This is a genomic window from Chitinophaga niastensis (assembly GCF_003014755.1).
Lineage (GTDB): Bacteria > Bacteroidota > Bacteroidia > Chitinophagales > Chitinophagaceae > Chitinophaga > Chitinophaga niastensis.
Window position 1 is genome coordinate 171,239 of sequence record NZ_PYAW01000006.1, and the last position, 22,110, is coordinate 193,348.

General features: G+C 43.4%; 13 protein-coding genes. 11 read left to right on the top strand and 2 right to left on the bottom strand.

Annotated features, from left to right (window positions below; genetic code table 11):
* Positions 1 to 5: 5 nt before the first annotated feature.
* Genes CLV51_RS23465 through CLV51_RS23475 form a run of 3 tightly spaced genes read left to right on the top strand, consistent with a single transcriptional unit; the run spans position 6 to position 3,043 of the window.
* The gene (locus CLV51_RS23465; protein ID WP_106530537.1) at positions 6 to 1,097 is read left to right on the top strand and encodes an efflux RND transporter periplasmic adaptor subunit; all 1,092 of its coding nucleotides are present in this window, start codon (positions 6 to 8) and stop codon (positions 1,095 to 1,097) included.
* A 2-nt stretch (positions 1,098 to 1,099) separates the two neighbouring features.
* Positions 1,100 to 2,362, top strand: coding sequence for an ABC transporter permease (locus CLV51_RS23470; protein ID WP_211302095.1), 1,263 nt, complete (start codon positions 1,100 to 1,102; stop codon positions 2,360 to 2,362).
* A 3-nt stretch (positions 2,363 to 2,365) separates the two neighbouring features.
* Positions 2,366 to 3,043 (top strand): ABC transporter ATP-binding protein, encoded by a 678-nt coding sequence (locus CLV51_RS23475; protein ID WP_106530538.1) that lies wholly within the window; start codon positions 2,366 to 2,368, stop codon positions 3,041 to 3,043.
* A gap of 55 nt (positions 3,044 to 3,098) precedes the next feature.
* Here CLV51_RS23475 and CLV51_RS23480 read toward each other — a convergent pair whose 3' ends face one another.
* Entirely contained in the window at positions 3,099 to 3,377 is a 279-nt protein-coding gene (locus CLV51_RS23480) for a hypothetical protein (RefSeq protein WP_106530539.1), read from the bottom strand.
* Positions 3,378 to 3,748: 371 nt separating this feature from the next.
* On the opposite strand from CLV51_RS23480, the gene CLV51_RS23485 reads away from it, so the two are divergent.
* Together CLV51_RS23485 and CLV51_RS23490 are read left to right on the top strand one after the other, a co-directional pair.
* A complete protein-coding gene (locus CLV51_RS23485; RefSeq protein ID WP_146151363.1) occupies positions 3,749 to 5,134 on the top strand; it encodes a hypothetical protein in 1,386 nt (461 codons plus the stop codon).
* Positions 5,135 to 5,485: 351 nt separating this feature from the next.
* Complete coding sequence (locus tag CLV51_RS23490) at positions 5,486 to 6,592, top strand: ligand-binding sensor domain-containing protein (protein WP_106530541.1); 1,107 nt, start codon at positions 5,486 to 5,488, stop codon at positions 6,590 to 6,592.
* A gap of 324 nt (positions 6,593 to 6,916) precedes the next feature.
* Here CLV51_RS23490 and CLV51_RS23495 read toward each other — a convergent pair whose 3' ends face one another.
* Positions 6,917 to 7,357, bottom strand: a complete 441-nt coding sequence (locus CLV51_RS23495) for a dihydrofolate reductase family protein (protein ID WP_106530542.1) — start codon at positions 7,355 to 7,357, stop codon at positions 6,917 to 6,919.
* Positions 7,358 to 7,639: 282 nt separating this feature from the next.
* Here CLV51_RS23495 and CLV51_RS23500 point away from each other — a divergent pair, with 282 nt between their 5' ends.
* Genes CLV51_RS23500 through CLV51_RS23525 form a run of 6 tightly spaced genes read left to right on the top strand, consistent with a single transcriptional unit; the run spans position 7,640 to position 22,105 of the window.
* On the top strand, positions 7,640 to 9,367 hold the full coding sequence (locus tag CLV51_RS23500) for a TonB-dependent receptor (RefSeq protein WP_146151364.1): 1,728 nt from the start codon (positions 7,640 to 7,642) through the stop codon (positions 9,365 to 9,367).
* An 18-nt stretch (positions 9,368 to 9,385) separates the two neighbouring features.
* Positions 9,386 to 11,632, top strand: coding sequence for a fibronectin type III domain-containing protein (locus CLV51_RS23505; protein ID WP_106530544.1), 2,247 nt, complete (start codon positions 9,386 to 9,388; stop codon positions 11,630 to 11,632).
* Positions 11,633 to 11,636: 4 nt separating this feature from the next.
* Positions 11,637 to 14,501, top strand: a complete 2,865-nt coding sequence (locus CLV51_RS23510) for a hypothetical protein (protein WP_146151365.1) — start codon at positions 11,637 to 11,639, stop codon at positions 14,499 to 14,501.
* Between the two features lie 5 nt (positions 14,502 to 14,506).
* A complete protein-coding gene (locus CLV51_RS23515; protein ID WP_211302096.1) occupies positions 14,507 to 15,463 on the top strand; it encodes a riboflavin biosynthesis intermediates N-glycosidase in 957 nt (318 codons plus the stop codon).
* Positions 15,464 to 15,507: 44 nt separating this feature from the next.
* The gene (locus CLV51_RS23520) at positions 15,508 to 19,986 is read left to right on the top strand and encodes a hypothetical protein (RefSeq protein ID WP_106530546.1); all 4,479 of its coding nucleotides are present in this window, start codon (positions 15,508 to 15,510) and stop codon (positions 19,984 to 19,986) included.
* Positions 19,970 to 22,105, top strand: a complete 2,136-nt coding sequence (locus CLV51_RS23525; RefSeq protein WP_146151366.1) for a fibronectin type III domain-containing protein — start codon at positions 19,970 to 19,972, stop codon at positions 22,103 to 22,105. Before CLV51_RS23520 ends, CLV51_RS23525 begins: the two co-directional genes overlap by 17 nt.
* Positions 22,106 to 22,110 lie beyond the last annotated feature (5 nt).

A 22,110-nucleotide genomic window follows, 5' to 3' on the forward strand; every position in this document is an offset into this window, starting at 1 on the left:
CCTGCATGAAAAAGCTTTTAATCATAGCAACAATAACTACGCTGGCTATTGCCTGCAAGCAAAAAAATATTACCTGGACCGTACAACCACGCACCATGACCGAGGCCGTATATGCCTCCGGTGCAGTGATGCCACAATCCTACTATTTCCTGAAATCAAACAGCACAGATCTTCTGCTGCAAATGAATGTAAAGGAAGGCGACTCCGTAAGCAGGAATCAGGTATTAGCCGTTCTGGGTACGCCCAGCCAGCTTACACAACTGGATATCCTCCACAGCCAGGTAGCACTGGCCGGCAAAAATGCGGGCGATGGCTCTGCTACCCTGCGTGAACTGCAAGACAGGATTGAACAGGCCAAACAAAAATATGACGTCGATGCAGGGAATGCCACCCGGTATACCGATCTGGCAAAAGACAAAGCCGTTTCTGAAAAAGACGCAGAGCAAAAAAGACTCGATGCAGCTAATAGTCTCACTGCTTACAAATCCTTACAACAACAATACCTCGCACAACAAAATGAACTCACCAGCCAGCTGCTGCAAAGCCGCCAGCAATACGCTGCCACCAGCCAGGTCAGAGAGGGGAAAGTGCTGAGAAGCCCGGTAAACGGCAACATTTTTAAAGTATATCTCAAAGAAGGAGAACTCGCCCAACTCAATGATCCGGTGGTCATGATAGGCCAGCCAGGAAAATTTAAACTGGAGATGCTGGTAGATGAACGCGATATCAGCAAAATCAATATCGGCCAGAAAGTATACTTTGAAACAGATGTATATGCCGGCAAACAATTCACCGCTGCTATCAACAAAATTGTACCGCTGCTACAAAAAGAAAGCAGGAGCTTCCAGGTAGAAGCCGCCGTCACAGACAGCCACACCTTTTATCCACAGTCTTCCGTAGAAGCCAATATCATTATCCGCGAAAATGTAAGCGCCCTGATGATCCCTTCCGACTTTCTGCTGAAAGGCGATAGTGTATACCTGCAGCAAGGCAGGGAGCTGCAGAAAACAAGCATCGTTAGCGGCGCCAAAAATGGCAACTGGATTGAAGTAAAATCCGGTTTACATGCCGGAGATATTATCGCTAAAAAAGAGTAGCTATGAAAATATTCACCAACATACAACTGGCGGCAACTATTGCATTAACACATATGCGCTCCCGCCTCAAACAAACCATCATCGCCACCGTAGGGGTTATCTTCGGCATTACCATGTTTGTTTTTATGGTGAGCATGATCCAGGGCATCAACGATTTCCTGAGAAATATTGCCTTCGAACAATCGCCCCACCTGCGGTTGTACAACGAAATACAAGCCGCCTCCGGTACCATACTGGACAAAGTAAAATCACAGGCCATCAACATCGTGGACCACAGCAAACCCAAAAATGTTTCACTCGCCCTCAAAGACGGTAAACAGGTGATTCAGTTGCTACAGGATGATCCACGTGTGCTGGCCGTTTCCGGCTCCATCAAAGCCCAAGTATTTTACCGGCTTGGATCCAGTACGATCAACGGCACCATTAACGGGATTGTATTTGAAAATGAAAATGCCCTGTTTAATCTTCAGGCCAAACTGTTAGAAGGCAGTTTCCATGAACTGGCCACTACGCCCAATAGTATTGTAATGGGTGTTAATCTTGCTAAAAGATTGAATGTCAAAACAGGTGATCAACTGCTACTCACCACCGAAAAAGGCAACAACTTTTATGTCACCGTAGCGGGCATTTTCAAAACCGGTATGTCGGACATCGATAAACAAGAAAGCTATGCCAGTCTCAATACCGTACAGCGTTTCATGGAAGTACCCGCCGCGCATATCACGGACATTAAAATCAAATTGCATGATATGGAGCAGGCGCCGGCCTTCTGCCAGGAACTGCAAACGAAATACGGATTTCAGGGGTCAGACTGGAGACAGGACAACGCCACTATCGTCGACGGAGATTCGTTCCGCAACTTTATGGTATATGGCGTTTCCATCACCATCTTGCTGGTAGCCGGTTTTGGCACCTTCAATATCCTCACGATGATGATCTATGAGAAGATGAAAGATATTGCCATCCTCAAAGCCATGGGTTTTTCCAATGGAGATATCCGCCGGATTTTTCTGATACAGGCAATTATTATCGGCACCATCGGCGCATTGCTGGGACTTGTATTCGGCTTTCTGGCAACTTATGGCATCTCACAAATGCCCTATAAAAGTGATGTGATGATCACTATGGATCATTTCCCTGTCAACTATTCTATCGTTTACTATATTAGCGGTTTTTCTTTCGGAATCATCACCACCACACTCGCCGGCTACCTGCCCTCCCGCAAAGCATCCCGCCTGGATCCAATCACCATTTTAAGAGGCTAAATCATGAACCTGATAGAAGTAAGAAATATTAATAAATACTTTCAGCAACCGGCAAAAATGCAGGTACTGAGCGACGTAAGTTTTGATATTGAAAAAGGAAAACTCATCTCCATCACTGGCAAATCGGGCAGTGGAAAATCTACCTTGCTATACCTGTTATCCACCATGGATACGGATTTCGAAGGTAGTATCCGAATCAACCAGGATGAGATGAAAGGAAAAAGCAATCCCTGGCTGGCCGATTTCAGGAACCACCATATCGGCTTTGTATTCCAGTTTCATTACCTGTTGCCCGAATTCACCGTACTAAAAAATGTGATGCTCCCGGCGCTTAAACTGGCTAAATACAGCCGGGAAGAAACAGAACATCATGCCATTGATTTGCTGAAGCTGCTGGGCGTAGAAGACCAGGCCCACAAGCGGGCATCGCTGCTTTCCGGCGGCCAGCAGCAACGGGTAGCCATTGCCCGTGCGCTCATCAATGAACCGCTGATCATTATGGGAGATGAACCTACGGGGAATCTCGACAGCTATAATTCAGCCGTAGTATTCGACCTGTTTAAAAAACTGTCGGCAGAAAAAGGACAAACTGTCCTGATGGTAACGCACGATGAAGATATTGCCGGCAGATCAGATCAGACCATTCACCTGGTGGATGGGAAGATAGATCATGCGAACTAAAATCGTGATATCCAACCATTTTCCTGATTTTTGTAAATAGTATCAGGAGAGATGATCACGATAAATGATATCTATGAAAACAATTGATAAATTTCAAGCAGCTGGAAGATTTATCTCCAGCTGCTTGAAATTCATTTTCGAGTTGCCTTAGCTGACGATCACTGTTATCTTGTTCTGTCATATGCCTTTCGTTATCCTGCACCTGCAGGTGAACAAGAAAAATCTCCAGCTGCTCATCTTTCAGAATTTCCTTAAAAGTTGTCAGCTCAAAGTCCAATCCCTCCCAGATAGAAAAAGCGTGTTCCTCTGAATAAGCGTCTTTATCCTCTATCATTGATGGTTAAAATGATAACCTTTAAACTGAGTCCTGTTTTTTCTTTTCACCGCTGAAATGCGAAGGCAATTTAAGAAAATCGAACAGGCTGTTCTGCCACCAATTTACAAAGATTATATAGGCAGCTCCGCTATCCGTATGCGATGATAAACCGGTCGGCTTCGCTATCCGGTTTCGGAAGTTAAATGGATTTTCGCTTGCGGTTATTAGTAGTTTTAATCATCGGAAGTAATGAAATTTTATTTTTTTTACTATATATTTATGTATCGTTTTGGAACAAAGCTGATGAGCAATCATGTGAATTACCCCATTCTCAAAATAACTTTTTTAATCCCTCTTCACAAATTGATTTAACCAAAATTCTACATGCTATGAAAAAAAAATACAGTGTTACGGGTGTTGTATTTACCCTATTTGTAATAGTTGTATTTACATACAACTGTACAAGCAACAAGAAAACAGATACTGATACAAAATCTGCCCTGGATGGTGCATTTATGAACCATCGGGATTCAGTTCCTTCGAAAAAACAGTACCCCGATTCGTTATTTTTACTCAGCCATGATTATCCGGCAACGGTGACACCTGTAGTAGATCCTCCGTGGCATCGTGCATTAAACGGGCAGCCAATTTCCGCTTCGAATGTATTTGCTTATATGGATTCATTAAAAAACTACATTGCTCCCCGCGTATTGCCATTCTTTACCAATAACTCATCCTGGACAGCCGCAAAATATGGCTGGTTTCACGAGCCTTGGCTGGGATCTCAGAGAGAGGCCATCCTGGGAACGTATTTAGGCAACGGAAACCCGGCCAATATGTTCAAGACCTTAAAAGAAGATGAAGCCGGATATGTACTTGTTTTATATGATTCTACTGCAGCATATACTGTAGGACAAATTTGGGGTAAAACCGGCCAGAAAGTTAATCTGCTGAATGATGCAACACAGTTTAAAGAAGGTAGTGTCATTGTAAAGCTGGCTTTTTCAAACATCAATGATCCTGACTGGTCTGCAATGGATGGTGCACAAACCTTCCACGTGTATGATACCATTCCAACAAAGGCTGATCCCAGAGTAGGATACCATATGCGTAAAGTCAGCTTTTTTCAAATGGATGTAATTGTAAAAGATAGCACAACATCTCCTAAAACCGGATGGGTTTATTCCACCTTTGTGTATGACAAACATGGGCTTGCCTCATCACCATGGGGGAAAATGGTGCCTTTGGGAGCAATGTGGGGCAATGATCCGGATGTAAATAGTCCGCTAACTCCTCCTTATCCTAAGCTGAGCGAAACCGTAATTAACATGAAGGCACCTGAATATAGCAAGGAAACGTTAGGTTGGGGTGGCAGATTGAGTGGCCCGAATGATGGTGCTGTTGCCCAGGAAGCCTTTGATCTTTATACGGGCAGGAAGTATACAAACCTGGCATTGTCGTCATGTATGAGTTGCCATAGCCCTGCACAGGATACCTTTAAGTCATTCCTGTTACCTGGTCCATTCCCGAATGATACATTATTTGTTTACACCCCTGGCAGTCCTAAGTGGAAACTGTGGTTCAGGGACAATTATGGCAATGTTCCTTTTGACTCAGGTCAGGTAGCAATGGATTATGACATGGTGATGGCGTTCAAATCAGTGAGCGCATTTGAAGCCGCGAAGTCTTCCGACCAGAACAAACTGCTTAGAAAGAATTTCGAAGCAGTTAGAAAATTCAGAAGACATCATACCAACAGTCGATTCTGGCATTAAACAGCAACAGACAAATAATTTGATTTGGGATCACGAAGCGTGATACAATTCTTTAATTACGAATTGCGAATTACGGAGTTGTGGGAAGATTAATATTATCTCCCCAGTTATCTCCTTACTAATCCGAGTATTGCTCTTTAAAAAAGCTTCACAGCAATGTGAGGCTTTTTTGTGCCCTGAAGTATCGATTGGGTGCATCTTTTTTACGGCCATGCTTGATCCAACTCAGTGATCATTTGTTAAACTTCCTTAAATACCTAAAGAAATATTTTACAATTACGACAATTTTCGTAGATTAAGCTCATGACAATAAATACCAGCATATTAAAATATTAAAATACCCTTCGACAAATGAAGAAGCATTACACATACAAGCTATTCTCCACCTTCCTGTTTTTATTAATTTTTGCCACTTCCTGCAACGCGCAAGACAAAATAAAGCAAACCCAATCTGGCATAAACGAACCAAAAGCAATTACTACCGGACAATCGAAAATTATCAAGACCCAAGGCACAGACCAGTATCAAAATGTTCATTGTGGGTTGCAGGACAAAGCGGGCAACCTTTGGTTCGGCACTACGGGGGAAGGGGTCTATTGCTATGATGGGAAATCCTTCACTAATTTTACTACGAAAGATGGTCTGTGTAATAATACTGTTTGGTCTATTTTAGAAGATAAAGCTGGGAGCATTTGGTTCGGCACTGCTGCCGGAATCTGTCGTTACGATGGAAAAACCTTTACCAGTATTCCAATCGCTGTAACCAATGGCAGCAATTTATTCTATAATTCACCAAATAATAATCCTTCCGTAAAAAATGCAGTGTGGAGTATTTTTCAAGATAATAGCGGAAAAATTTGGTTCGGCACAGATGATGGTGTTTATTGCTACAGTGGAACATTCTTTACCCGTTTTTTAGATAACAATACTATCATAAATAAGAATGGTCTTCATCTTAAAATGGTACAATGTATCTTAGAAGATAAAAATAGAAATATTTGGTTCGGGTCTGGGCTTAGTGCAAGTGAGGGGTTGTGCCGTTATGATGGTAAATCCATCACTGGTTTTAAACCGAATGGCGATGGGTGGGTTCGTTCTATTTTAGAAGATAAAAACGGAAACTTATGGTTCACTTGCAGATTCCACGGCGTGTGCCGTTATGATGGAAAAACCTTTACCAAATTTGCACAGAAAGAAGAGTTTAGTAAGACTGGCACTGGATCTATTTTAGAAGATAAAATGGGAAACATTTGGTTCGCCTCACTGGGTAAGGATGAGGACGGAGGGGTGTGGTGCTTCGATGGAAAATCCTTTAAAAATTTTACCACGAAAGATGGGTTAAGTAATAATTCAGTTTTTTGTATTGTAGAAGACAAGGCCGGAAATATTTGGTTAGGCAGCAGGGGCATGGGCTTGTGCCGTTACGATGGAAAAACCTTTATCAGCTTTTCGGAATAGAGGTCTAAACAATAAAAGCTCTTTTTGTTCCTGAAATCCTTGATAATAGAGTCTCTTAAACATTAACGCCCTACTATTGGCAATACTATGTTAGCTGTTGTTTTTCTGTCTGCATTCAAGTATTTTGTTGGAAATAAGCATTTTGTCAGCTGTTGATTTTGCAAGCAATATTATTAATGTGTTCTGCAAAAGTGAGGGGGATATATCGTTTTTCTTCAGACACGGCTATTGAGTATTATAATTAATCGGCACGTTCATAATGCAGAATAACCACGCCTGATTGAAGAACCTTTGTAGATTTTAGTTTCAAAAATTGGGGCGCATTCAATTTGATTTTGTCGAACAGGCGGATACTACCGCCACCAGCTGTTTTTCGGTGAGAGCCGCAACCAATCCCAAACTCCCAAAGGTCGGTAAACCTTTTTGATCCGCGTGTTTAAACTGGTTAATCGCTTCAACATTAATTGCTCTTACAATCGCCGAATTGTTCCAGGTGGTGGAGTTTAATCCTGATGAATACACCTGCTTTGGTATATCAGTGAGCGCTTGCGCCATTCTTACCTGCCACTCGGGCGTATCATTGTTTTCAAGCCTTGCCGGCCATACCTGCTGGAACAATTCAAAAGTGTTGCGGCCATAAGCAACGGTTTGTGTCTCAGCTAAGAGATCATGAATAAATTCAAAATATTCGATATCCGGAGTTACGTATTGACTATCAACAAATCCGTCCGGGGTTGTGTTGATAAAACTGATAACTTTCCCCATTTGTTTGAAATTTTAATTGTTAAAAACTAATGACGATTGAGTTTTTATAATTGGACAAATTTTTGAAAATATTTTTTTCGTCTGTTATGTTGGAATTTTCACAACAACACCGAGCGCTCAGCCGAATTTAGAAGTGATTTACATACTGGAAACAATTTATTTGTAATAATTATAATATTATCAAATATTTCATATATTGCATATACTGTTTGTGAGCTTGGACAATTTATTTAATCGCCTAGATATTGATACCCTTCCCATTGTACTTAAAACCTAGATTATTTGAATAGAACTTTACAATCCCTATTAAAAAGCCTTGGATGTTTTTTACCCTGTGTTTGTGTGGTATTATCTGCAAAAGCACAACGTTTGGACGCCATTGGCAAGGAGCCGCCACTAAAAGTGAATGGTGGTGTTAGCCTGGAACAAGTTGCCTATTTTTCATCCGGATTGGCCGAAGGCCGCCGTGACCCTTATAATTTCTTTTTCAATGGTAACCTGAACATAAGTATCTATGGATGGTCTGTGCCTTTCAGCTTCAACTACTCTAATCAAAGCAGGGTAGCTTTTCAGCAACCCTTCAATCAATACGGTTTAACACCTACCTATAAATGGATCACCGGGCATATAGGATATACCAGCATGAATTTTTCCGGCTATACACTGAGTGGTCATCTTTTTAACGGTGTTGGGGTAGACCTGGCGCCACCGGGCCATTTCAGGTTCAGTGCCATGTATGGACGCCTGCAGAAAGCAGTGGAGGCAGATACTGTACACCACGATACAGAGCCAGCGTATAAGCGTATGGGTTATGGCTTTAAGGCGTCGTATACAATGCAAAAAAATAATATTGATCTGATAGTGTTCCGCGCAAAAGATGATGATGGTTCCATTGCACCGCTACCTGTTGGTGCGGGCTATACACTTACACCACAGGATAACCTGGTTATTGGGGTAAATGCAACCAAGCAATTGTTTTCCCACCTGCTGATCAATGCAGAAGTAGCCTGGAGCATGCTTACCCGCGATACCCGCGCAATTTCCGACAGCCTTTCGCATACTTATCTGCCCACCCTGGGTCTTCTGCAAAAGAACAGCTCCACCGCCTTGTATCATGCTTATAAAACAAGTATTGCGTACGGGGGTAAGCGTTATACACTGGGCATTGGCTATGAATGGGTGGCACCGGAATACAAAACGTTGGGAGCTTATTACTTTACCAATGATTTTGAAAACATTACCGGCAATCTGCAATTACGCCTGTTAAAGGACCGGCTTACCACTGGCATCAATGCAGGTGTGCAGCGCAATAACCTGAAGCATGATAAGCTCAGTACCATGCACCGCTGGGTAGGTGCCCTGAATATGACCTATGCTGCCAGTAAAAAGTTGAACGTTAACTTTTCCTACTCCAACTTCCAGTCGTTTGTAAATATCCGGTCTGATTTTAATTATATCAACCAGCTAACGCCTTATGATAACCTGGACACACTTAATTATACGCAGATATCCACCAACGCTACCCTCGGGATTAACTACCGCCTTTCTCAGAGCAAGGAAAAGATGCAAATGATCCTGTGCAATGTTTCCTATATGCAATCGGCAGATATGCAGGGTGGCGTTAAGCAGGCCTCCGGTGCTGTTTTTTATAACCTGAACACCGCCTATAGCCTGCAATTTGTACCCAAGGATTTATCTGTTACCCTGGGCTTTAATGCCAATACCAATAATTCGGTGAACCTGCGTACGGTAACGCTGGGCCCCACATTTGGGGTAAATAAATCCTTAATGCAAAAGAAACTGCGTACAGCCGGTACCGTATCATGGAATGGCAGCTATACAAATGGGAAGTCTACCTCGCGGGTATTGACTACCAGGGTATCCGGTGCCTACTCTATTAAGAAAGCACACAGCTTTAACCTGAGTGTGGTAGGGCTGAACCGTACCTCGCAACGGGTGGCTACCATGTCAGAAGTAACGACCACACTCGGATATAACTATAATTTTTAAAATAAACAGTTAATAACGTTGTTGTATACACGCATAAAACATATCGCCATTCTGATTGGTTGCTGCCTGTGCCTCACAACAGCGGTCCTGCAGGCGCAGGTGAATTACCCGGTAATGACCAGTGTTCAGCTGAATCCGCCTTACAGCCTGTATCTTTCAGATTATGCAGCGCCTGATCTGCAACGCATGCAGGTGAGCCTGCTCATGAAAGACCTGACTGAAATCAATTTTAAATGCCGTCTGCGTTTGAAAATAGAGGGTTTTGGTGTAACCCTGCAAAGCAAGGCAGGCTTTTATACGCCCCCCATATTGCTGACCGGAGGAGAGATGCTAACATTGAGTGGTGCAGACCTGGCGCCTTACCTGAACCCTCAGAATCTGTTTATACAGGGGCTGGATAATAGTCAGTTCACCCGCAATGGTGCCAAGTTGCCTGAGGGCATTTACAAGTTTACCATAGAAGTGCTGGATTATAAGCGCAACAATGTAATATCTAATGCAGCCAATGCGCTTATATCCACTTTCCTGAGCTATCCGCCTATTATTAATTTACCGATGGCCAATACGAAAGTGGATGCATTGAACCCGCAGAATGTGGTGTTTCAGTGGATGCCGCGCCATACTGCTTCTTTCAATGCTGCATTTAATGTTGTGTACAAGTTCCGGTTGGTAGAGCTGATGCCCGCCAACCGTGATCCCAATGACGCCTTGCGTACTACCCGTCCACTGCTGGAAACCATCACACCGCAAACCATGCTGGTATATGGCCCCGGAGAGCCTGCGCTTACCCCTGGCAACAACTATGCTGTGCAGGTACAGGCTATAGAAACAGAGGGCCGGGATATGTTTATAAACAACGGATACAGCGAAGCAGTGCCATTCACCTATGGAGAAAAATGCAGTGTGCCGCAAAATGTAATAGCTGCTGTAACCGGTCATAACAGCCTGAAACTAACCTGGACGGGCACATCATCTCAACAAACTTTTTCCGTTCGTTATCGCGAAGCGGGTGACCATCCTTCACAATGGTATGAAGAAGATGCCTATATACCACAACTGACGATCACCGGTCTGAAGGAATCAAAAAAATATGAATACCAGATAAAGGGCCAATGCATCTGGGGATACGGCGATTATACACCCTCGCAATTTTTTACTATGCCCGATGCGAAAATGCAGAAGGGTGATTTTGTATGTGGCAGCTCCGGTGGAATAAGCACTATTACCAACCATGAAAACATTCCTCAATTGCAGGTGGGAGATACTATTACTGCCGGCGATTTCAGCGTAGTGATCAGCAAGGTAAGCGGTGGACAGGGTAGCTTCAGCGGTACTGGGGAAGTACTGGTGCCTTTCCTGAATTTCCTGTCGTTAACAGTTACGTTCAACAACATACATGTTAACACCAGCCGGCAAATGTATGAAGGCATTATACAGATTATGCAGGACGACCCTGGTAAGGTTACTGCTGCCCTGAAGCAAACCTTAACGGATATGCTGGACAAAATAGATAATGCGCTGCAATCAAATGACCTGGTCAGTTTACAAAACCTGGACGTCGCAGGCCTGTTGCAACAGATCAGTAAAATGAAGGACTGGCGTGAATTGTCAGCTGCCACCAAAGAAGACCTGACCAACCTGCAAAGCAAGCTGCAGGAAGCACAACAGTTGCTGCAGGATAATAACATGTCGCCGGAAGAAAAGGCTTCACTGGCACAAAGGATCGGAAAGGATATTAAGGACGTGGCGAATAAGATGAAGCAGGATTTGAAAGAGATAGGTGAAGTATTGAAAGAGTTGCTGGGGATATTCAGAAAAGCGGTGAATCAATTGAAGAGTGATTATAACGACGACAGGATGCAGCAATTGAAAAAAGATTATGATCAGAAAAAGAATGCTGCTGATCTCTTAATCAAAGATAATAACGATGCTGTTGGTCTTACCAAAGGAAATGGGCAGACAATGGAAAATGCAGGTGATATAGAAGAACTGGCGGATAGTGAAAGCGCAGATATACCACTGGAGCTTAAAGCGTACAGTGAAGCATCAGACAGTTTGAAGCAGGGAATAATAGTACAGATACTGGCGGCTAATACGGATGCACAGGTCGATGAACAGGTGGTAAACAAGTTGCAGGTGAATCAGCAATCCCTGAAGGAATTTTTAGATCAACAGAAGAAAGATAAAAAAGAAGAAACAGGTACTGTGCAACAGGTAAAAATGTCTATCCTGGATTGGATTGAGTCTATAATTGAAAAATTATGATAGCATGAGAAAAAGAATAATACTGTTAATTATTGCATGTTGCTGTCATTTCACCTTGTCATATGCAAGGTCAGTTGCTGTATACAATGATTATCATGAGAAGATCATACAGGAAGGAGTAGCCGCTTTGAATAAGCTGATCCGGGAAAACCAGTTGCATACACTGCACGGGGAATCGTATAAAAATAAATATGTACTGGTACTGGATGGGAACGAAAAATATATAGAACAGAGAAATGTAAAAGTAGGGAACCTCGTATACAATTCAATACTGAATGCCTCCCAGGAAGATTCCATCAATCAACAGCTACAAGCCATCAATACAAAAAAAGATTTTGGCATTTATGTGCTGGTATTTAACAGCTGGGTAATTGATCTGAAAAAAGAGATTCCTGAAAAAGCCGGATTGAAAGAGGTAATGGCATTACAGCCTTATACTAATGAGGATGTTAAAACAAAAGTATGGAATGAGGTAGATCGTTTGGGAGAAGATATATTATTACGGTCAGAGCTGTCTTCATTTGCTGCGCGTATTGGTATTGTATACGGCAGGGAGATCTGCTATCTTGGAAAGGGGATACACAAAGCATATGCTACCACTAACGCATATGCATCGGGTTTGGGGGAAGGAGAACTGAACAAAATAAACAATTCCCTCAAAGGTAAGCTACCCGCGTTGTCAAATACTTTTGCGTATTTAATGAACTTCCCGCAGGAGTTGTATAAAGCGTATCTGAAAAAGGATACCAGGAATCACATAAAACTGCAGTATAAGTTTAAACCCAGCCCTGGCGGTTATTTTGATAAGTTACAGAACAGGTTAGGAACCACAAAGTGTGATAATTGCCCTCCGCCTAATGATGCCTCCAACCTGGTATTTGACTATTCAAGCATTTTAACGCCCGAAGAAAAAGCAAAAATATTCAGCAAGCTTGGTTTTATTTCCAGGGAAAGTAAACGGTATAAACAAAAACTTTATATCACAGATTACCAGAATCCGCAACCCGTTTTGCAGGCCGTGCAGGACTATCTGGCCAATCCGGATGCCAAGGATATTATTGTATGGGTACATTTTAATGAGAACAAGGAAGTAGAGTTTAATTCCGCTTATGGTAAAGATGTGCCCAACCAGTCGGAAGCCAATGCTTTTGTAAAGTTTCTGGCAAACATATTACCTGACATAGGATTGGATTTTGATCCGCTCACAGCTATGCTGGATGGGTTGACTACCATGGTCAATGCACTGGAGATACCGGAAAGATATTACAATCCGGAACATATAGATATGACCACTGGTGAGGCGGATTACAATCCGCTTTTATACAGGGTATACCAGGTTTCCAGTGTCATAACCCTTAATCCTGTATTGCTGAATAATTTTATAACAATTGACGGCAAATACTCCCCGTTGCAGATTGAATTTGCCGCGACATGCGGCTTTTGGAACGGGTTGGTGCACACGGCTAGCGGGCTTCCTGCTTTTGTAAGCTGGGGTATAAAAATGATTGTAAATGAAAACAATACCCGGGCTGATTTTGTGCAGGCGATGCAAGGAATGTATGCACAGTGTGCACAGCAGCACATTGAAATAGCTATCCCCTTGCCGGAATTTCAGATGGCAGGATTGGGCAAATGTGCATGGGATAAGATTAGTCATCACTTTACCACCGGTAATGCCTGTGTGATTGCTGCAAAAACAGGAGAAGCCGTATTTAATGTAATAACACTTGTAATTGCTTTTACAAAAGTAGGTGCTCTGGCTAAGATCAGCGAGTTGATGGAGATGCTGGATCCTATTAACCTGATGATGAAAGGTGCAGGCGCAATTATCAGGACTGTTGTGCTGCCGGGTGGAAAAATAGCTTACCGGTGTGGTAAAGGAGCTATTGAAGCTGTATTGAAGGAAGGGAAATATTATCTGAGGATATATAACGAGGCCCTGAATGTTGTTGCAGAAATAGACTGGAGCAAGGTACTCAGTTGGGCAGAGATGGTAGACCAATACGGAAATAAATACCGGGTAGGTCTGTTAATGAGTGCTGATGAATTTAAGAATGCCGGTTATAAAATAAAGAAGATCGTTGCCGACGCCAGTGGTAAAGAGTTTGTTGATGGGAGCGGCCGTAAATTTGCGGTGTTGGGTAAGGAAGGAGATGAGGCATCCAATGTGGCTGCAGTGGTGGAGGATGCTGCCAAAAACTTAGATGCATTGGCGGAATATCTTTTGCAACAACAACCCATTCAGGAATCATTACAAATATTGAAGGAAAGTGATTTGTTATCTAAGGTTCCTGATCTGAAAGAATATGAGGCAGCAGCTATTCACAGGTATACCAGGAGTTCTATGGCCATGAACGGGAAACTATACACTGGTAAAGCTCTGAGTGAATATGAGCAGAAGTGGTTGCAGGCCATTAAAGAAGGATTGGCAGATCTTAGAAAAACTAAACTTTATGAAGGACGTCTGTTCAGAGGACAAAGCTTGCCGGAAGAACTTATTTTAGATAAATATGTAACACCTTTCCAAAAGGCTAAAGCACTGGGTGGGCCTGCCTTAGTAGAGGAAAAAGCATTGCTGAGCACCTCAAAGAGCGAAGGGATTGCTGATGAGTTCATAGGGAATAGCACAAATTGGAAAAATAATAATGTACCTACAGCTCGTCCGGCGAAATTTGTAATCGAATCGAAAAGAGGAGTGGATATTGATGATATATCTGATTACGGGCAGTATCTTGGCCCCAAAAACCATCCCGAGAGACTGGTACAACAGGAAGTGCTATTGGAAAATGGTACTTTTAAAATAAATGATGTAAAGATCATTGATAAAGGAGCATATAAGGAATATATTATTTTCTTGGAAGAATTTTAGGACTCATGAAACAAATTAAATATAACGAACTACCGGAAGTACTTACAGCAGAAATAGTTGCCATCCTGATGGATATGGAAAAGCAGCAGACATCTGAATGGCGTGAGCTATATCGTAGCATGTCCTTTGATGAAAAAAATAAATATTATGAATTGAAAAATATTCGTGAAAAAGAATTGCTGCAAAAAGAAAAAGCGGAAAAAGAAAAAAACATAACACAAGAGGATAGCGATAACGCATTCCGGAGTTTTTGGGTGCGTTACGTAAACCTTGATAAGCATCACTCAGATATAACATTTGAAGAGGAGTTGGAAGTTACAATGGACAAGGCTTTTTATACACCAGAGAAGATAAAAGAGTTATATAGCAATAAAGTGGTCAATAGGATATTGTTCAGGAGGGAATACCTGAATAATGAGGAACTGTTTACGTTCTTCTGGGCTACAAAATCTCCTTTCTCACAGTGGCATTCAGCACATTTTAAAGCCACCACTTTTATTGGAGCAGCAAATGAGGAAGCTGTAGAAAAATTATTAGCTGGTGCTTTCCCGGTCAGTGAGCAGCGATATTCGTCTGCAGAACAGTTTATGATGTATCATAAGGCAATGTTGTTTTTAGATAGAACAACAGCGAAACAAATTATGAGTACTAATGATGTTCGCAACATTAAAGAATTAGGCAGACAGGTGAAACATTTTGATGAGAATGTATGGAAATATCACCGCAGCAACATTGTTTACGAAGGCAATAAAGCAAAGTTTACCCAAAATGAAGCGTTGAAGGAAGCGCTGCTTGCAACCCAGGGCACAACGCTTGTAGAAGCGGCGCCTAATGATACTATCTGGGGAATAGGACTGACACAGGATGATGTGGGGGCTCAACGAAGGGAAACATGGTCAGGGAAAAATCTTTTAGGAGAAATTTTAACACAGATACGAGTGGAATTGATGGGGGAATATTAAAACAGAATGAATACATAGCCCAATAATCTATACCTGAAAATTCTATGCACAGATCCCTATACCGTCTTTTACTCTTACTCCTCCTATGTTTCTACACGCTGAGCACCACCGCTCAGGTTGCGGAAACTCCATTGGAGCAGCATATCCGTGCCGTATATAAATTACTCCAGGAGCGCAGGGCCAACCACAAGCTGCAGGGACAGGACCTATACGATCAGTTGAAAGATACTGCGAACTTTAAACTGCCTGTCGGTATCGGTGGCAACGATAATGGGCAGCCACCGGTGATCATAGATAGTATCCGCTTTTTGCCGGATCATGCAGAGGTGACGGCTTACCTGGTAGTACAGCTCCCTGGTACAGACCGGGAGCTGATGTTTGCCGCCAGCAGCATTCCCATTACACGCAAAGGCGGACTGGTAGGTACTGCAAGGCTGGAGCTGGTGAACGATCAGCCCCTGAACTTGTTTGGCGATAGCACGGCTGTGATCATTCAGCATGGAAAAACTTTTGCGGAGTTTGATTGTAACGGTTTCAAACGCCTGGGTATAGGTGCAGAAATACAGTTAAGCCCGAAATTGGTAAAGGGAAATGCAGATGGTACACAAAACCTGGATGAAAGGGTAAAAGGTTATTTTGAAACACAGGCAAGCGATCTGAATGATATTATAGCTACCGTAAATATAGAGCCTTTCCAGATAAGAGGTGCAAAGGGCGTTACTTTTACTGTGCAGGATGCAGTGATAGATCTGAGTGATTATCATAACAGCGCTGGTATGGTGTTCCCTGCTGAATACAACAAATTGTACAGCACAGCAGACCTGCCGCTGTGGAGAGGATTCTGCCTGCGCAACTTTACTGTTACCCTCCCTGATGAAATAAAAGATAATAAGCAAAAAGGTCAGCGTAAATCTTTCAGCGTGCGCAATGCGCTGATAGATGAAAGAGGATTCAGTGGCGAATTACTGGCCCGTAACCTGATACCGCTTGAAAGCGGCGATATGGGCGGATGGGCCTTTTCAATAGAAGAGTTTAGATTGGGTTTTGTGGCCAACCAGTTCAAATACGGTAGCCTGGCTGGCGGCATCAATGTGCCTATTACCGGCGACACTACACAGTTTGCCTACACTGCTCTTTTCCATCCGGGTGTGGAATATGTGTTTACTATTCAACCTTCAAAAGAGGTTAGCTTTGAAATATTCCAGGCAGCTCATGTAACATTGGAAAAATCTTCTTTCCTGGAAGTGGCGGTCAAAAATAAAGCGTTCCAGGTAGCGGCTAATCTTACCGGCACATTGTCTATTGGCGGCAGTGTGAAAGGGGATGATTCAACAGGCAGTGCGCAAGGCAGCAGCAATAATTTAGCAATACCTGATATCCGGTTTGAACAGTTGGTGATTTCCACGCAGGCGCCTTTTATTCATAGTGGTACCTTCTCGCTTAGTGGTAACACTAATCTGCCTAAGCTGGGTGGTTACACGTTAAGTGTAGATGCTATACAGTTTGTAAAAGATGGAGAAGAACGCGGTCTTGGTTTTGATGTGCATCTCAATTTGATGGGTGGTAACAGCGCGTTTGCAGCAGATGCTTCTCTTGCTATCCTGGGCAAAGTGAATAACAGTGATGGTCGTTATCATTTCCGGTATAGCCGTATCTGGCTAAGCCGTATAGCTATTGATGTTGATCAGGGGCCATTTGCGCTGAGGGGTAGCCTGCTGTTCTTTAATGAGAACAAGATCTATGGCAATGGTTTCCGCGGTGATATTGATGCCCGTATAAGAATTGGTAAAAGTTCCGGTGGCATCAGGGTGGGAGTTACTGCTTTGTTTGGCAGTGTAAATGACTCCCGGTACTGGTATGCAGATGCGCTGGCAGAGTTTCCCGGTGCTATACCTATACTCCCGCCGGTGATGGCCAAAGGATTTGGCGGCGGTTTGTATTATGGGGTAAAACAGATCTCTGTTAAGGAGATGCAGGCGGGAACAGCTGGTTATGAGATAGGTACAACACGCACTGGTGTTACCTACAAACCAGATCCAGGTGCTGGCTTGGGTATAAAGGCTTCCATGAATTTTGTATTGTCCAACGAAAAAGTACTGAATGGCATTGTAGGTTTTGAAATGGCCTTCAATAGAAGTGGTGGCGTAAGCCGTATCACTTTCCGTGGTCAGTGTAATGTGCTCACAGCACCTATACCTAATGTGTTGGACAAAATAAAAACAAAGTATGCTAAAGTGCTGGAACATGTGGATGGTAATGTATCACAAACATTGAACGACAATACAGATGCAAATGGTCAGATAGCTGTAGACTTGCTGGTAGACGCAGATTTCGAGAACGGTACTTTATACTCCGATTTCAAAGCCTATATAAATATTGCAGGTGGTGTGATACGTGGTGTAGGACCCAATGGACTGGCAGGAGAGGGTGTCATGTATGCGGGGCCTGATGGCTGGTACCTGCATGTTGGTAGTCCATCCAACCCGATAGGGATTGAGCTGCTGGGATTGGCCCGGTCGCATGCCTATTTTATGGTAGGTAAGGATTTGCCGGGAAGCCCGCCGCCACCGCCCAATGTACAGGATATATTGGGAGGCATGAATCTGGATTACATGCGTGACCTGAATGCCCTGGCCAAAGGGAATGGTTTTGCATTTGGTGCCGGATTGGATTTTGATACGGGCGATATGACCTTCCTCATATTCTACGCACGCCTGGCTGCAGGTATTGGTTTTGATATTATGCTGAAGAATTACGGAGAAGGCGTGCATTGTGAAGGTGGCAATGGTCCTATAGGTATTAACGGCTGGTATGCCAACGGACAGGTATATGCTTATTTCCAGGGCAAAATAGGCATCAAGGTAAATCTCTTCCTTATAAAAGGACGCTTTGATATCATCGATCTGGGTGCAGCAGTGGTATTGCAGGGTAAGCTGCCTAACCCCACCTGGATGCGTGGCGTGGTTGGTGGTCACTTCAGCATATTGGGCGGGCTTGTATCAGGCGATTGTCGTTTTGAGGTAACATTAGGTAAGGAATGCCGTATTGTTGGTAATAATTTGTTTGCAGAGGCGGGCGTGCAGGTGATTGCAGATGCTACTCCCCACGCTGATGAAGGCGATGTAAATGTGTTCAATACTCCCCAGCTGGTGTTCAATATGCCTATAGGGAAGACATTTAATATTACGGATGGCGACAACAAGGTACATAGCTTCCGTGCACGCATGGAATATTTTAATCTGAGAGATGGCGGAACAAATATTGATGCGACACAGGAATGGAATGCAGATAATACCACGGTTGTATTAAATACACCGGAAGTGTTGCCATCGCAGAAAAAGTTAAGACTTACCGCCAGAGTTACCTTTGAAGAAAATGTAAACGGCAGTTGGAGTCCTTACCTCATCAACAACCAGCCCTATGCTGAAGCAGTAGATAATGAATTTGCTACTGGTGTTGCCCCGGATGTGATAGTGCCATCCAATGTGGCATATGCTTATCCTGTACAGCAGCAGTTGAACTATTATAAAGATGAATCACACCAGGGATATATCATACTTAAAAAAGGACAGGGTTACCTGTTCAATGCCGGTACAGACTTTAAACAAATAGGCCGGATAGCCATTGACGGGGCACAGCCGCTGGAGTTTGACCTGCAATATAACAGTGGAAAAATAAACTTTACGGTACCGGATGGTATCCGGAATGACAAGGCTTACAGCCTGTCATTGGTAAATACGCCGGTAACTTCCAATACCGCTATCGACAGGAATGTGAGTAAACAGGATACACAGGTGGCCAGTGGTGATGCAGGCACCGTTACCTTGCAAACCAAAAAAACAACAGGTGGAATCAATAGCCTGCAGGAAAAAGTGATGTACAATTATTTGTTCCGTAGTAGCCGGTACAGCACTTTCAGTGAAAAAATAGATCATTCCCCGCTTTATTCTATGTTCACCTGGCCTATCCGCAATGCGGTATATGAGTTTGGCTACGTGATCAATAACCAGGAATTGTTTGATGAACAGGAAGTAGATGCAAGTGGTAACAGTAAGGTGTTGCAGTTTGAAGCCCTGCTGGATGATAACGTTTGGTATCAGCAATACATATATCCTTATGTATATGCCGACTATGGCACTTCTCCTTATATCTATATCAGTTGGAGGAATATAGCAGATATAGGTGCTCCTCCGGTAAAAGGCATTTACCTGCGTCAATCTCCTAATGCATTGCAGTTGCAGCAAGGCGGTCAAACAGCATATAACGGCCTTTCCGGGTTTATTTACAACCTACCGCATTATATAGAAAGGGATTATGTAGAAACACAAAGTGCTATAGCCAACGCTTATATACACCAGTGGATTCCTGTGCTTTCAGATAAACAGGCACATATGATATCTACACCTTTTACACCTGCCGGAAAAGGCAACTATCGGTTCCGGATCAAATATGTGTTGCCGGGAATTAATACAGTTACTTCTGTTAAAGAATTAACCATTCAAAATAATGTCGATAATCATTAACATGAATAACCGAAGGAATACACGGAGAGGGATATACGTTTTACTGGTGGTGTATAGCTTGCTTTTTACCGGCAGGGCTATAGCACAGAAAAGAGCTACTGCAGGAGCAAAACCACAGGTGGTGGTAATAGCCAGTCCATATAAGAACGCTATTTTGTTGCGCTGGGCTCCGGTAAATGAAGTGTTATGGAATAAAGCCAACGTTAACGGGTATACGATAAGGAGATATAAGGTCCTTCGTAATGGTGTGCTGCAAAGTCAGCCAGAAGGAGTATTACTTACAAAACAGCCCTTGCATCCTTTACCTTTAAAAGACTGGGAACAGGTGTTAAAGGCAAATGAGAAATATGCCGCCATAGAGGCGCAGGCTTTGTATGGAGAAAGTTTCCAGGTAGAAATGCCCAACAACCATACCCCCGGAGATATTATGTCTGTTTATCACCGGGCACAGGAACTACGATCCCGTTATAGTTTTGCGCTGTTTTCGGCAGACCAGTCCTTCACCGTGGCACGTGCTGCTGCATTGGGATTTGTGGATAGCACTGTCAATCCCGGGGAAAAATACCTGTACCAGGTATCTATTGCCGCTGGCGCTGCCGGCCCTGCATCCGATACAGGGTTTGTATTTACCGGCTATGCAGATTATAAGCCTGTGCCCAAGCCACATGATCTACGGGCAGAGAACATGCAGCAATCGGTGTTGTTAAGCTGGAACAAAAATCTGTATGAGCATGTATTCACTGCATACCTGGTAGAACGTTCAGATGATGAAGGCAAAACCTTTCAAAACCTCACGGAGGCACCTGTTGTGAATACAGAGGAAAAAACTGGTGCAACCGGCCATCAGCAAAAGTTTTTCCGGATAGATACTGTAAAACAACTGGAACACCGTTATGTATATCGCATAAAAGGGATCACACCATTTGGAGAGATCAGTCCTCCATCAGATACAGCGCAGGTATTCGTAACAGCGATGCTGACTGTGCGGCCCAGTATCACAGGCGCTACGGAACTGGATAATAACCGGATAAGTCTGCAATGGCATATGCCTTCCAGCGGTGTACGTGTAAAGGCATTTTATCTGGAAAGAGCCTCCGCTATCAATAAAGACTTTATAAAGATCAGTCAAAATGCGCTTACAGCTGCTGATTCTGTTTTTGTAGATGAATCACCGCTCCCTGCCAATTATTACCGGGTAAAGGTGGTAACAATGAATGGACAAACAGCTTATTCATTACCACATTTTGTGCAGCTCACAGATAGTACGCCCCCGCTGGCCCCCGCGGGACTCACCGGGCGTATATCAGATAAAGGTGTTGTACAGCTTTCCTGGACCGCGAATAAAGAAAAGGACCTTTATGCTTACCGCGTATTCAGGGCAAATGTGGCTGCAGCGGAATTTGTGCAGGTAACAAAGGAGCCGCTGTTAAAGAACAGCTTTACAGATACGATTAATATAAACACGCTTACGAAATATGTTTACTACAAAGTAGTAGCGTTGGACGGGCATTACAATCCTTCTGACTTTTCAACGCCGTTGCAGTTGAAACGCCCGGACATTATACCTCCGGTACCACCTGTTTTTACAGATCTGCAGGCAAGGGAAAATGGTATTTTCCTGCAATGGCAGCGTAGTACCAGCGAAGATGTCGTACGGCATGAATTGTTGCGGTCAAAGGACACTACCTGGGAGTTGATACACGTTTTTGCAGTAACAGATACTATCAATAGTTATACAGATACCAGCGCCTTGCCCGGCGTGTCTTACCATTATGCTGTAACAGCAGTAGATGATAGTCACCTGCGTTCCTTATCCAAAACGGTAAGCGCCGCGCGTATCAACATGGGCACAACTGCCAGACAACCGTTGTATGCAGCTATCGACAGGGAGCACAAACGCATTGTGCTACGCTGGCCATCGACGGGTGCAATAACAAAATACTGGTTGTATCGTGCAGAGCAGGGTAAGCCTTACCGGCTGCATAGCACATTGCCTGGTAGCGGTACAGCATTCGCAGATGAAGCGCTGTTCATCAATACCATCTACCGGTATAAATTAAAAAGCTTTGATCAACAACAAAATAGTGCTATGAGCGAAGAGGTGGAGGTGAAATATTAATATAA

Excerpts from the sequence above, each read along its gene's own strand:
- CLV51_RS23495 (WP_106530542.1), bottom strand. The coding sequence starts at position 7,357 with ATGGGGAAAGTTATCAGTTTTATCAACACAACCCCGGACGGATTTGTT.
- CLV51_RS23485 (WP_146151363.1), top strand. The coding sequence starts at position 3,749 with ATGAAAAAAAAATACAGTGTTACGGGTGTTGTATTTACCCTATTTGTA.
- CLV51_RS23510 (WP_146151365.1), top strand. The coding sequence starts at position 11,637 with ATGAGAAAAAGAATAATACTGTTAATTATTGCATGTTGCTGTCATTTC.
- CLV51_RS23480 (WP_106530539.1), bottom strand. The coding sequence starts at position 3,377 with ATGATAGAGGATAAAGACGCTTATTCAGAGGAACACGCTTTTTCTATC.
- CLV51_RS23465 (WP_106530537.1), top strand. The coding sequence starts at position 6 with ATGAAAAAGCTTTTAATCATAGCAACAATAACTACGCTGGCTATTGCC.
- CLV51_RS23490 (WP_106530541.1), top strand. The coding sequence starts at position 5,486 with ATGAAGAAGCATTACACATACAAGCTATTCTCCACCTTCCTGTTTTTA.
- CLV51_RS23520 (WP_106530546.1), top strand. The coding sequence starts at position 15,508 with ATGCACAGATCCCTATACCGTCTTTTACTCTTACTCCTCCTATGTTTC.
- CLV51_RS23470 (WP_211302095.1), top strand. The coding sequence starts at position 1,100 with ATGAAAATATTCACCAACATACAACTGGCGGCAACTATTGCATTAACA.
- CLV51_RS23475 (WP_106530538.1), top strand. The coding sequence starts at position 2,366 with ATGAACCTGATAGAAGTAAGAAATATTAATAAATACTTTCAGCAACCG.
- CLV51_RS23525 (WP_146151366.1), top strand. The coding sequence starts at position 19,970 with ATGTCGATAATCATTAACATGAATAACCGAAGGAATACACGGAGAGGG.
- CLV51_RS23515 (WP_211302096.1), top strand. The coding sequence starts at position 14,507 with ATGAAACAAATTAAATATAACGAACTACCGGAAGTACTTACAGCAGAA.